The 12,677-nt window shown below is 53.5% G+C and carries 10 protein-coding genes; all 10 read right to left on the reverse strand.

The genetic code is table 11. The features are described from left to right. Positions 1 to 51: 51 nt before the first annotated feature. Positions 52 to 1,173: a cell division protein FtsZ gene (ftsZ, locus tag BLR64_RS03465; RefSeq protein WP_090712256.1), complete on the reverse strand. Its 1,122-nt coding sequence runs from the start codon at positions 1,171 to 1,173 to the stop codon at positions 52 to 54. Positions 1,174 to 1,237: 64 nt separating this feature from the next. Further along, a complete protein-coding gene (gene ftsA / locus BLR64_RS03470; protein ID WP_090712258.1) occupies positions 1,238 to 2,503 on the reverse strand; it encodes a cell division protein FtsA in 1,266 nt (421 codons plus the stop codon). Between the two features lie 252 nt (positions 2,504 to 2,755). Then, positions 2,756 to 3,511 carry a cell division protein FtsQ/DivIB gene (locus BLR64_RS03475; protein WP_090712260.1) on the reverse strand — a complete coding sequence of 252 codons (756 nt, stop codon included), beginning with the start codon at positions 3,509 to 3,511 and terminating at the stop codon, positions 2,756 to 2,758. 64 nt (positions 3,512 to 3,575) lie between these two features. Next, on the reverse strand, positions 3,576 to 4,859 hold the full coding sequence (gene murA / locus BLR64_RS03480) for a UDP-N-acetylglucosamine 1-carboxyvinyltransferase (protein ID WP_090712262.1): 1,284 nt from the start codon (positions 4,857 to 4,859) through the stop codon (positions 3,576 to 3,578). Between the two features lie 222 nt (positions 4,860 to 5,081). Beyond that, positions 5,082 to 6,197, reverse strand: coding sequence for an undecaprenyldiphospho-muramoylpentapeptide beta-N-acetylglucosaminyltransferase (gene murG / locus BLR64_RS03485; protein ID WP_090712264.1), 1,116 nt, complete (start codon positions 6,195 to 6,197; stop codon positions 5,082 to 5,084). Between the two features lie 5 nt (positions 6,198 to 6,202). Beyond that, positions 6,203 to 7,300 (reverse strand): stage V sporulation protein E, encoded by a 1,098-nt coding sequence (gene spoVE / locus BLR64_RS03490; RefSeq protein ID WP_090712266.1) that lies wholly within the window; start codon positions 7,298 to 7,300, stop codon positions 6,203 to 6,205. 49 nt (positions 7,301 to 7,349) lie between these two features. Continuing rightward, complete coding sequence (murD, locus tag BLR64_RS03495; protein WP_090712267.1) at positions 7,350 to 8,768, reverse strand: UDP-N-acetylmuramoyl-L-alanine--D-glutamate ligase; 1,419 nt, start codon at positions 8,766 to 8,768, stop codon at positions 7,350 to 7,352. Positions 8,769 to 8,771: 3 nt separating this feature from the next. After that, positions 8,772 to 9,737: a phospho-N-acetylmuramoyl-pentapeptide-transferase gene (gene mraY / locus BLR64_RS03500; RefSeq protein ID WP_090712269.1), complete on the reverse strand. Its 966-nt coding sequence runs from the start codon at positions 9,735 to 9,737 to the stop codon at positions 8,772 to 8,774. 20 nt (positions 9,738 to 9,757) lie between these two features. Beyond that, positions 9,758 to 11,164, reverse strand: coding sequence for a UDP-N-acetylmuramoyl-tripeptide--D-alanyl-D-alanine ligase (locus BLR64_RS03505; RefSeq protein WP_090712271.1), 1,407 nt, complete (start codon positions 11,162 to 11,164; stop codon positions 9,758 to 9,760). Then, positions 11,161 to 12,648 carry a UDP-N-acetylmuramoyl-L-alanyl-D-glutamate--2,6-diaminopimelate ligase gene (locus BLR64_RS03510; RefSeq protein ID WP_090712273.1) on the reverse strand — a complete coding sequence of 496 codons (1,488 nt, stop codon included), beginning with the start codon at positions 12,646 to 12,648 and terminating at the stop codon, positions 11,161 to 11,163. The genes BLR64_RS03505 and BLR64_RS03510 overlap by 4 nt, the downstream gene beginning before the upstream one ends. Positions 12,649 to 12,677: the final 29 nt, after the last annotated feature.

Raw genomic sequence — 12,677 nt, forward strand, 5'->3', positions numbered from 1 at the left:
GGCCTTCCAGCCAGGGGATACGGTGCTTCCGTATGAAATATTTACAGTTGTCTAATCGTTATTGCCGCGTGTGCGGTTACGCAAAAAGGTCGGAATATCAAGCTGGTCAGAGGCTGTCTGATTACCGAACGGACGCAGATTGTTGCTGTTGTTCTTATCAGCAGCAGGAGCAGGTTCGCTGCTGACCGCCGGACGGCGGGTCTGTGAAACCGGTGAAGGCTTGTGTTCGAACCCGGTAGCGATAACCGTGACCTTAATTTCGTCCTTCATGCTTTCCTCAATGATGGCACCAAAAATCATATTAACTTCAGGGTCGGAAGCAGCGGTAACGATCTCAGCCGCTTCATTCACCTCATACAATGAGAGGTTCGAGCCGCCTGTAATATTCATAATTACACCGCGCGCACCTTCGATAGAAGTCTCAAGCAGCGGGCTCATAATCGCTTTGCGGGCTGCTTCAGAAGCACGGTTCTCGCCGGTGGCAATACCGATCCCCATAAGCGCAGAACCACGTTCTGTCATGATCGTCTTCACATCAGCAAAGTCAAGGTTAATCAGGCCGGGAACCTGAATAAGGTCAGATATGCCTTGTACAGCCTGGCGGAGCACATTATCCGCTTCACGGAATGCCTCCAGCATCGGCGTTTTCTTGTCTACTATTTCCAGAAGCCGGTCATTCGGAATAACAATCAGCGTATCAACCTTTTCCTTGAGTGCTTCGATTCCGAGTTCTGCCTGGTTAGCGCGTTTTCTGCCTTCAAAAGTGAACGGGCGGGTCACGACGCCTACGGTCAATGCTCCGCATTCTCTGGCGATCTCGGCAATCACAGGCGCTGCGCCGGTACCTGTACCGCCGCCCATTCCTGCGGTAACGAAGACCATATCTGCACCCTTAAGCGTATTCGAAATCAGATCGCGGGACTCCTCGGCCGCTTTCTTGCCTACTTCAGGATTGGCGCCTGCGCCAAGTCCCCGGGTAAGCTTGTCCCCGATTTGCAATTTATGCTCCGATTTGGCCATATGCAGCGCTTGGGCATCTGTATTAACCGTGATGAACTCCACACCCTGAACGCCGTTTTCAATCATCCGGTTGACAGCATTGCTTCCGCCGCCGCCTACGCCGATGACCTTAATTTGCGCCAAGCTCTCCATTTCAAAATCAAATTCCAACATATTGATTCCATCTCCCCCTTGAATAGTGCTTGGATGGCCGGTCCAAGTATATCTGGACTTACACTTATATGAATTCGCTAAACATGTTCTTAATACGCTCCATCAGCCCCGGCTTCTTGTCGATCTCCTGGGTTGGAGCAGCGCTTTGTTTGCTTCGGTTGACCGTCTTCTTATTAGTGCTTCCGCCGGTATTGCCGCGGACGCGGAAACGGCGGACGACATTATGCAGAATACCTACACCCCCGGTGAAGCCCGGGTCGCGCACTCCGATATAGTCAGGAACAGCAATACGTACCGAAGCCGATAATTCAGACTGGGCCGCCTTCAGGACACCCGGCATCGATACAGTACCACCCGTAAGTATATAACCTCCGGGGAGCTCATTGTAACCCAGCCGTTTAACTTCCTGGCGGATCAGTTGAAATATTTCCTGGACTCTCGGCTCGATAATCGCTGCCAGATCCTCCTGGTTAAATTCCTTCTCCACATTGCTGCCGATACGGAGCACTTTGAACACGACGTCTGAGGCGGCGTCATCGATCCAGGCACAGCCGTACTTCAGCTTAACCTTCTCCGCCTGATCCGTAAGGGTACGAAGCCCGTAGGCAATATCATTCGTTACAAATTCTCCGCCGATTGGGATCGTGGAAGTGGCACACAGGGAACCTTCTTCATATACGGCTATCGTAGTGGAGCCTGCACCGATATCGACTAGTACCGCACCCATCGACTTCTCATCTTTGGACAGCGCCAATCCGCCGGCTCCAAGAGACATCAGCACAAGATCCTTCACCTTCAGCCCTGATTTCTCTACACAACGAAGCAGATTATGTATCGGCGTTTTCGCCCCGGTTATAATCGTCGCCTCAACCTCCAGGCGGACACCGATCATACCGCGGGGGTCCTGGATTCCTTCCAGACCGTCAACGATATACTGTTTGGCGACAACATCGATAACTTCACGCTCCGGCGGCATTGCAATAACCTCTGCCGCTTTGATCACACGATCGATGTCCTCTTCGCCAATCTCCCGGTCTTCATTCTGGACGGCCACGACGCCATGGCTGGATTGCAGACCGATATGATTTCCGGAAATCCCGACATAGACCTCGGATATTTGAATACCGACCATCTGCTCCGCATGCTCCACGGCGCTTCTGATCGATTGCACAGTCTGATCGATATCTACAATCGCACCCTTGCGTATCCCTTCCGAATCAGCAGATCCAACGCCAATAATATTAAAGGTTCCATTAGTAACTTCCCCGATAATTGCCCGCACTTTGGATGTACCGATGTCCAAACTAACAATGATGTCATTGTTGCTCAAGCCCTATGGCACCTCCTGTTATAATTAAAAGTTGATGCTGAAGAAACACACGGTTTCCCTAGCCGGGAAGCTTCTCTGTACATATTCAACATCACGATTCCTTTCCCTCTTTTTTCTACAATTTTTTTGAATGGGATAATATGGAGTGCGTCCAGGCCTTATTCTCAAAAAATCCGCAGAAAAAAGAGGGATACACCTTATTGCCCGTAACTCCGATTGTAGCATTTTTTCCATATCATTAGTAGGGACTATTTACTCTTGTATGTCATTTACGTCCTGGGTATCTGCCACGAAAGGCACATACGTATCAGCTTCCAGCATCTTGATCAGTCCGGGCTCCTCGGTCTCGATCACCTGGTTCAGGTATTCCACCTTATCCTTCAGCAGCGAGATTGCTGTAATCACCTCGAAATGCGAACGGGTATACAGCTTGATGCGGTCCGGAAAAGATAGGGTCGGTGAAGGGACGATCTCGGAGATGTCACTGGTCAATTCATTGGGAATATCCGCCAAAGCCTGGGAGAGCTTGGCCTTATTAGGATCTTCTTCCTTCCATCCGGTCAGAATCGGCTTCTCAACCGCTATCCCGGTGTCATTCACCTTAACGGCAGCCCCACTGGACAGGATGGCTTCAAGAATCCCCTGCTGATCCAGCTCGTAGGCTACAGCCGGAAACTCTTCGATGGTAATGTTGACAATCCCCGGAAAATTTTTGACCACAGTGGCCTCCTTGACGGTTTTAAGCCCCTTCAGCGAATTTTCCACAGAATCAGCTGAGGCTGCGAAAAACTGTCCGCCGATTACCAGGCCGCTTCTCTCCAGCAGCTGCTCACGGGAAGTGTATTTATTACCCTGAAAATGGATTTCCGTGATGCGGCTGACGGAGGACCGGAAAAAGATTACGGCCAGCAGCGCTATGAAGAGCAGCAGCAGAATGACTGTGATTTTACGGCTCATTTTTTTTACAGGCTTGTCCTCTTTTAGACGAGGCAGTCGGGTTTTAGGCATTCTCATATCTCCGTAATAAGGCCCTGTCTCCTTCCCTGGCCGAAGCCGAAGGAGACAGGGAGCTTTAATTGGCCAAATCAAAGGGACCCGGTACAGGTACTTTGCGGCTGATGCGTGCACCCAGCTTCTGAAATAACAGCTCGATGCCGTCATACCCGCGGTCGATGTGGTGCGCCTGCTCAACAATAGTAGTTCCCTGTGCTGCGAGACCGGCGATCACCAGGGCGGCTCCGGCCCGCAGGTCCGTTGCTTCCACTGTTGCCCCGTACAATCTCTGGACGCCGCGGATAAATGCGCGGTTCAGGTCAGTGGAGATATCCGCACCCATCCGGGCTATTTCCTCCACATGCTTGAAGCGGCCTTCGAATACCGTCTCTTTAATGACACTGAAACCGTCGGCCAGCGACAGCAGCACCATCACCTGAGACTGCAGATCCGTCGGAAAGGAGGGATAGGGCGATGTCACGATCCGCTCTACCGCACGCGGACGACCCATACAGCTGACATTAATTATATCATTGCAGACTGTAATTTGAACACCTGCCCGCCTCAGCACATGGATGAGCGAGGTTAAATGTCCCGCATTGGTGTGGGTCAGTGTGACACTTCCGCGCGTTGCAGCAGCGGCAATCATAACCGTGCCGGCAACGATCCGGTCAGGGATGACCTCATACGTACAGGGATAGAGCTTCTCGACACCCCGGATAGTGATGGTATCGGTGCCAGCGCCGATAATGTTAGCACCCATCGCATTCAGGAAATTCTGCAGATCCTGGATTTCCGGCTCTCTGGCCGCACCTGATATCGTAGTCGTGCCCTCAGCCATTGCCGCTGCCATCATAATATTCTCTGTGGCACCGACACTGGGATAATCAAGATGAATGTCGCTCCCTGTCAGCCTGCCGGCCCGGCAGGAAATCCTCCCGCTAACCTCCTCAATCTCAGCCCCCAACAGCTTTAGGCCCTGCAGGTGAAGGTCAATCTTACGTTCCCCAATCGCACAGCCACCCGGCTGATAGATTGTCACTTCACCAAATCTGGCCAATAGGGGTCCCATTAAAAAAATGGAAGACCGCATCTGCCGCATTAAATCCTCCGGAACATGGGAAGTGCTTAAGGTTGACGTATCCATTGTTACCGTTTCTTCCTCATGCACAGCCCTGCAGCCCAGCCGTCCCAAAATGTTCAGCATAGTCTCGATGTCAAGCAGCTTAGGCACATTATGCAGTGAGTGAACTCCTTCGGCCAGCAGGCTTGCCGCCAGGATTGGCAGAGCCGCATTTTTTGCTCCATGGATACGTATGGTGCCTGACAGGGGACTTCCACCCTCAATCACCAATTTGTCCAATGTATCACCTCCGAGATTACCGCTCACCCACAACCGGTTTCTCCCGACCAAAACCTGTGAAACGCCCCTGGTACAACAGTATACGCGTAGGCATCTCACCCTGCGGGAAGAACCATGGGTGATTGTCACGATTATAGGATTATCCTATGTTCATAACCCCGGGTGTGTGACAGCTGGAGAATAAGAGCGGCCCTGGAGCAGCGGCCTGCCGGCAGCCTAGCCTTATTTCTTCCGTTTGGCGGCAAGCCGCCGCAGTTCGCTGACGACCAGCGCAGCCGAATCCCGTTTGCCCAGACGTCTGGACGATTCCGCCATGCTTCTCCGCAGTGACTCTGCCCCGATAATCCGCTGAACGACTTCATGCAGCGCCTTGCCGGTCAAATCCTTCTCCAGCAGTACAACTGCCGCACCTTCACGTTCAAGCTGTCTTGCATTCGCTTCCTGGTGATTGTTCGTCACATTAGGGGACGGAATGAGGACGGAGGGAATACCCAAAGCTGTAATCTCGGCCAAAAAGGAGGCGCCCGCCCGGTTCACAATCAGCGAGGTACAAGCCAGAACCTCGGGCATATTGTGGACATAGGGGAGCACATGCAGCCAGCTAGGCTCTCCACCGAGCTTTTGACGCAGGGCCTTGCGGGTTTCTTCAAAGTAAGACTCGCCTGTAACATAAACATAATGAACTCCATTACCCTTACCCACAAACGGTACCATCTCAATCATCGCCCGGTTAATCGCCTTGGCTCCGCCACTGCCGCCGACCACTAGCACAACCGTACTTCCTTCAGGTATGCCAAGGGACGCATAACCGCGCTGCGGGCTTGCAGCTGTGACCGTAGTAGCTCTTGGATTACCGGTATAGATGACGTTTTTGCCGCCCGGAAAAGCGGATTCTGTGCCTTCAAAGCTTACGGCTACCGTATCGGCATACCGGCTCAGAAATTTGTTCGTCAGTCCGGGAATCGCGTTCTGTTCATGGATAAGCGTCGGAATCCCGAGACGGGAGGCCGCGTATACTACAGGACCGCATACATATCCTCCTGTGCCGATTACGACATCAGGCTTGAACTCACGCAGCATTTCCTTGGAAGCCTTAACCCCCTTCAGAAAACGCATGATCGTCTTTACATTGTCCATCGAAATCTTCCGGCGGAAGCCGGTAATATCAATAGCTTTAAAAGGAAGATTCTCCTGGGGAACGAGCCTGCTCTCCAGACCGCGTTTGCCGCCGATATAGAGAAAGGCAGATCCTCCCTCTTCCGCTTCAAGCTGCCTGGCGACAGCAACGGCGGGATAAATATGCCCCCCCGTGCCACCGCCGCTTAATACGATACGCATCTCTTTCACCTCGCATAACGGGATAGATTCAGTAAAATGCCGAGTGCCGTGAGCATCAGAGTCAGCGAAGATCCCCCGTAACTGATCAGCGGAAGGGTAATGCCGGTTACCGGCATCATTCCGATAACCACACCAATATTAATGATGACCTGAACTGCTACCATACTGACAATCCCTACCGCCAGATAGCTGCCGAACCGGTCAGGCAGGCTCATCGCCACCTTCATTCCCCGCCAGATCAGAATCAGGAAGAGTATCAGCACCGCAATTCCGCCGATGAAACCCAGCTCCTCAGTAAGTATAGAAAAAATAAAATCAGTCTGAGGCTCCGGCACATAGCTGTATTTCTGCCGGCTCATCCCCAGCCCGAGGCCGCCCAGCCCTCCGGGACCAATCGCATAAAGGGACTGGATAATCTGATAGCCTGCGCCAAGCGGATCGGACCAGGGGTCAAGAAAGGCTGTAATCCGCTTCAGACGGTAAGGTGCAGCGGCAATCAGCCCGGCAAAGCCGAGCACCCCCAGCCCCCCGAGCGAGAGCAGGTGTTTCATCCGGGCGCCTGCCGTAAAGACCATCATAAGCGCCGCACCGAACATCACGGTGCCTGTGCCGAGGTCCGGCTGGAGCATAATCAGCGCGAACGCCGAGCCGATCAGGGCGAGCGGCGGCAGCAGGCCGCGCGTGAAGGTGGAGATGTCATAATCATCCTTGCCAAGCCAGTTGGCCAGGAACAGAATCATCCCCATCTTCATAAATTCGGAGGGCTGAATGCCGAAGCTGCTGATCCCCAGCCAGCTGCGCGCACCGCCGCGGACTACCCCGATGCCCGGAATTAAAACCAGGACAAGCAGGATGAAGCAGAGGATCAGTGCAGGCCGTGCAAACTTCTTCAGCACCGGATAATCCGTGTTGGCGGTTACGAACATTGCACCAAGGCCAAGTCCGGCGAACAGCAGCTGTCTTTTGACAAAATAAAACGAATCGCCATAATTGCGGAAGCCCAGGACAGATCCGGCGCTGTAAACCATCACCATGCCGATTGCCAGCAGGGCAAGTATGGGGATCAGCAGCCAGATGTCAGGCGCATGACGCGATTTGTTCATCAGGAGCACACCTCTTGCATCCGTAGTAGGGGCTTATCCACCCCCCTACTTAAAGGTTATGCACCGCCTCTTTAAAAATACGCCCGCGCTCCTCATAGGATGTAAACATATCCCAGCTGGCGCATGCAGGAGACAGGAGAACAACCTCTCCCGGTTCCGCGAGAGCGGAAGCCTCCCGCACAGCCTGCTGCAGCACGGCGGCGGCACTCTCCCCATTATCGACGGAGATGATATGCTTTACTCCTGCCATTGCGGCAACCTTCGCCAGCTTGTCCCGGGTCTCGCCCAGGACCACGATCCCTTTCAGGCCGCCCAGGACAGGCAGCAGCTCCATATAGTCGGAGCCGCGGTCAAGACCTCCGGCAATCAGCACCAGCGGCTGCTTGAAGGAGCCCAGCGCCATGGTTGTCGCTTTGGAATTGGTAGCTTTGGAGTTGTTGTAGTAGGCGGTACCCGCCTTCTCTGCCACATACTCCAGCCGGTGCTCAACACCGCGGAACGATGCCAGCACGCCGCCAAGCACGGCAGGATCTGCCCCTGCGGCAATGGCAATGCCGCAGGCTGCCAGCGCGTTCTCCACATTGAAGCGGCCGGGCAGACCGATTGAGCTGACCTTGGCTATCTCGGTTTCACTCTCGCTGTAATCGCGGTAAATGATCACCCGTTCCAGATCATCCTCTGTATCCGGCACATAAGAAGGCCGGACGAAGATTCCCTGGACCAGCTCCTCGGTCATCGAGAAGGGCAGAATACCTGCCTTGATATAAGGAACAAGCTCACGGCAGACCGGATCATCCCAGTTCAGCACCGCAGTGTCTTCGGGCTTCTGGTTGGCAAAGAGCTTCGCTTTGGAGGCCACGTAGTCCTCCATGCCGCCGTGATAGTCGAGATGGGTCTCCGTCACATTCAACAGCGCGCCAACCTTAGGGCGGAATGTCTCCGTTCCTTTAAGCTGGAAGCTGCTCAGCTCGACTACCATCCAGTTATCCTCGCTTGCCTCTTGCGCAGCCTGACTTAGCGGTGTGCCGATATTTCCGGCAACAATCGGGTTCATTCCGGCAGCGTCCAGCATTTTGCCCACCCAGGTCGTCGTTGTCGTCTTGCCGTTGGAGCCGGTAATGCCGATCATCGGCGCTTCACAGATAAGGTAAGCAACCTCCACCTCGGTTACAATTTCAATGCCGAGCTCCAGTGCTTTTTGTACCGGGGGCACGGAATACGGGATTCCCGGATTCTTCACTACAAGGCTTACGCCTTCATGAATCAGGCCGTCCGGATGCCCTCCGCATATAACAGAAATTCCCAAAGATTCCAATTCGGAAGCTTCGGGACTTTGCTCTCTTTCCTTTTTATCGTTGACCGTGACAACCGCTCCGCGTTCATGCAGTACTTTGGCCACCTGGACTCCGCTTTTTGCGAGCCCCAGGACGACCACCTCCCTGCCTTTGTATTCATCTGGATGCTTCATTCCTTACAACCCCTTGCTCAAGATTAGTCCTACAGCCGCAAGCAGCAGGCTTACCGCCCAGAAAGTCGTAACAACACGCCACTCCGACCAGCCTCCAAGCTCAAAATGATGGTGGATCGGGCTCATGCGGAAGATACGCTTGCCGCGTGTTTTGAAAGATGCCACCTGCAGCACGACGGACAGCATTTCAATTACGAATACACCGCCGATCACTACAAAGAGCAGCTCGCTTTTGGTCACAATGGCAATGGCCCCGATGGCGCCGCCGATTCCGAAGGAACCGAAATCCCCCATAAATACTTTGGCCGGATGGGCATTAAACACCAGAAACCCGAGCACTGCGCCGATCATTGCAGCCGCACATACCCCGGCGGCAATCGAAGTTGCCTGCATAGCTACAACTGCAAAGGCAGCAAGAGCGATTGCACTGACACCGGATAAAAGTCCGTCAACACCATCTGTGAAGTTTACAGCATTGGTGACCGCCATCATCATGATGATGATAAACGGATAATAGAACCAGGCGCCCCAGTCAAAGCTGATGTCCGTCCCCGGTATGCTGATTCCCGTATTGTGGCCGGCATTAAACAGCAGGATGCTCAGCACTATGCCTATCAGAAGCTGGCCCGCCAGCTTTTGGCGTGCCGTAAGCCCCAAGGAGCGTTTAAACGCAATTTTGATATAGTCATCCAGGAACCCGATCAGCCCGTAGCCGAGCGTAGCCACCAAAAGAACATAAAAATCCGAATTCACTACAGAAAACTTTAAGAAGGATAGCGTGAACGCCACCATAATGATAATGCCGCCCATAGTCGGTGTTCCCGCTTTTTTCAAATGGGATTGCGGTCCGTCGTCCCGTACCTGCTGTCCGAATTTCATTCTGCGCAGCAGCGGAATGAACAGCGGAGCGGCAATGACCGCAAGGATAAAGGATACAGCAATTGTCAGCAGCAGAAGTTGATAATCCATGGGTACACCCCCTCCAGTATTTATGTCTGTTTAAAATGTTCGTTAAGGCTGTTCAGCGTCTCTTCCAGGCGCATGCCTCTTGAGGCTTTGAACAGCACGATGTCCTTGGAGCTGCATTGGCTGTTCAGGGCAGCTGACAGCTCTGCCTTATCGGTAAAGGCCGATACCCGCTCAGGACCGAAGCTCTTGACTGCGGCTTCTGCCAAAAAGGCGGATAGCGGTCCATAAGTAAAGACCAGATCCGTCAAAGCCGGATCCAGATATCCGCCGATTTCCCGGTGGAAGTCAGCTTCCTCAGGCCCAAGTTCCAGCATGTCCCCCAGCACAGCAACCCGTTTGCCGTCTGTTTTCATAGACTGGAGCACATCAATTGCAGCCTTCATAGAGGTAGGACTGGCATTATAGGCATCGTTCAGCAGCGTCAGACCGGAGGCCGTTACGATGACTTCGATCCGCATGCCGGTCAGCTTGAGCCGTTTCAGCCCTTCTTCGATATTCGCCTCGCTAACTCCGTAATGCCGGGCAACCGCAAATGCGGCCAGTGCATTACTGACATTGTGGCGTCCCGGAAGCGGCAGTGTAAAAGCGCGCTCCTCAGCAACGTAGACGGTTGTAAACGTCATTCCCCCGATATGCGTCATCATCCCTGTCGGATAAACATCATTATCGGCGGCAAATCCGAAACGCACAGATTGCATACCTTCCGGCGCTTGGAAAGCAGCTTCTGCCATAACTTCGGCGAGCAGCGGTTCATCGCCATTATAGATAAGCAGTCCGCCAGGCTTTAATCCTTCAGCAATTTCCAGCTTGGCCCGGGCAATTTCCTTGCGGGAGCCCAGCTGCAGCAGATGCGATTCCCCTATATTTGTAATAACCGCAACGTCCGGAGCGGCAAGCGAAGCCAGCAGGGCAATTTCTCCCCGCGCGCTCATGCCCATCTCAAGTACGGCTATCTCGGTATCCTCGCTCATTGAAAGCACCGTAAGCGGCAGTCCGATATGGTTGTTGAAGTTTCCCTGAGTTTTATGAACCTTGTATTGTCCCTCCAGCAGGGATGTAACGATATCCTTAGTTGTCGTTTTGCCGTTACTGCCCGTTATACCTACAACCTGCGCGCCGGTTTCGCTTAGATAAGCGGCAGCCATCCTTTGCAGGGCAGCCAATGTATCCTCAACCAGAATGACCGCACCTTCCGGTGCAGCCCCCTTATCCCGCTGCCAGAGTGTGGCGCCAGCCCCGGCAGTGAGTGCCGCCGCACTGTAATCATGCCCGTCAAAATGGTCTCCCGCAAGCGGGACAAACAGGCAGCCTGATGTAATTTTGCGGGAGTCGGTAATGACTCCCGATATCTCCAGTTCCGGATCTGCAGCAGAACCTAATGTTCCTCCGCACATGTCAGCGATTTTTTGCAGCGTTCTTGTAATCAATAGCTTCGGCCCCTTATAACTTCTTTGGCGACAAGGCGGTCATCGAAATCATGAACCACTCCGCCGATCAGCTGGTAGGTCTCATGACCTTTCCCCGCAATCAATACTACATCGCCGGGGCTTGCCATTTCAATAGCCTTTCTGATCGCCTCCCGGCGGTCCGGAATCATCTCATAACGCTCCTGAGGAACCCCGTCTTCATTGAGGCCGGCTTCAATATCCTGCAGAATCTGCAGAGGGTCCTCTGTCCGCGGATTATCCGAAGTCACGAATACATGGTCGCTGTATTTCGCGGCAATCTTGCCCATAAGCGGACGCTTTGTCTTATCCCGGTCGCCGCCGCATCCGAATACGGTCAGCACCTTGCCGCCGGCGAACTCGCATACAGCCTTCAGCACATTCTCCAGTCCATCGGGCGTATGCGCGTAGTCAACAATAACAGCATAATCCTGCCCTTCGTCAACCGATTCCACACGACCGGCCACCCCTGCCACCGACTCCAGACTTGCTTTAATCTCTTCCAGCGGAATATCTTCGAGCAGTGCGGCGGTTATTGCAGCCAGGGCGTTATATACATTGAATTTGCCGACCATGCGCAGCGAAATATCAGCCTCTCCCTTAAACGTATCCACATGGAAAAATGTTCCTTTGGCTGTAATCGATATTTGCGACGCCCTGACGTTGGCGTTATTATCAATGCCGTATGTAATCACTTCCGCTGCAGTCTGGGCGGCAAAATAAGCGCTCGCTTCATCATCGGCATTCAGCACGGCGTACTTACGCTCTTCTTTCCAGGGTGAAATGACGTTGCCCAGACGGGAGAAGAACAGCCCTTTGGCCGCACGGTACTCCTCCATCGTATGATGGTAATCCAGATGATCCTGGGTCAGGTTTGTAAAAATCGCTGTACGATAGTCCGTGCCCTTCACCCGCCCCTGTTCAAGAGCATGGGAGGATACTTCCATGACACAGCATTCCACACCTTTCAGCGCCATATCGTTCAGTGTACGCTGCAGCTCAAGCGACTCCTGCGTCGTGCCGGAAGCCGGATAGGTCTGGCCGTCATATTGGAGCCGGATCGTGCCGATAAGCCCGGTCTTCAGTCCGTGATCGGACATGATCCGCTCAATCAGATAGGTGGTCGTCGTTTTGCCGTTCGTTCCGGTCACGCCGATCATTTTCATACGGCTGCTCGGTGAACCGAAGAAGGCATTTCCGAGTACGGACATGGCAAACCGGCAGTCATCGACGATCAGCTGCGGCAGCTCCAGATCCAGCTTCCGTTCAACTACGAGCGCTGCAGCGCCTCCGGCTGCCGCCTGTGGTGCATAATCGTGGCCATCCACCGTAAAACCAGGCAGACAGATAAACAAATCGCCGGGCTTAACCTTCCGGGAATCTGCCTGAAGATTAACAATCTCGGTTTCCCCGTCTCCATACAGGCGCGAAGCCGCAAGACAAGAAGATAATTCTTTTAATTTCATAACTAATCCCTCACTCTGCAATTTCGGAT

Origin of the sequence: Paenibacillus typhae, assembly GCF_900099765.1 — a bacterium.
GTDB lineage: Bacteria > Bacillota > Bacilli > Paenibacillales > Paenibacillaceae > Paenibacillus_AQ > Paenibacillus_AQ typhae.

Excerpts from the sequence above, each read along its gene's own strand:
- spoVE (WP_090712266.1), bottom strand. The coding sequence starts at position 7,300 with ATGAACAAATCGCGTCATGCGCCTGACATCTGGCTGCTGATCCCCATA.
- murD (WP_090712267.1), bottom strand. The coding sequence starts at position 8,768 with ATGAAGCATCCAGATGAATACAAAGGCAGGGAGGTGGTCGTCCTGGGG.
- ftsZ (WP_090712256.1), bottom strand. The coding sequence starts at position 1,173 with ATGTTGGAATTTGATTTTGAAATGGAGAGCTTGGCGCAAATTAAGGTC.
- BLR64_RS03475 (WP_090712260.1), bottom strand. The coding sequence starts at position 3,511 with ATGCCTAAAACCCGACTGCCTCGTCTAAAAGAGGACAAGCCTGTAAAA.
- mraY (WP_090712269.1), bottom strand. The coding sequence starts at position 9,737 with ATGGATTATCAACTTCTGCTGCTGACAATTGCTGTATCCTTTATCCTT.
- murG (WP_090712264.1), bottom strand. The coding sequence starts at position 6,197 with ATGCGTATCGTATTAAGCGGCGGTGGCACGGGGGGGCATATTTATCCC.
- BLR64_RS03510 (WP_090712273.1), bottom strand. The coding sequence starts at position 12,648 with ATGAAATTAAAAGAATTATCTTCTTGTCTTGCGGCTTCGCGCCTGTAT.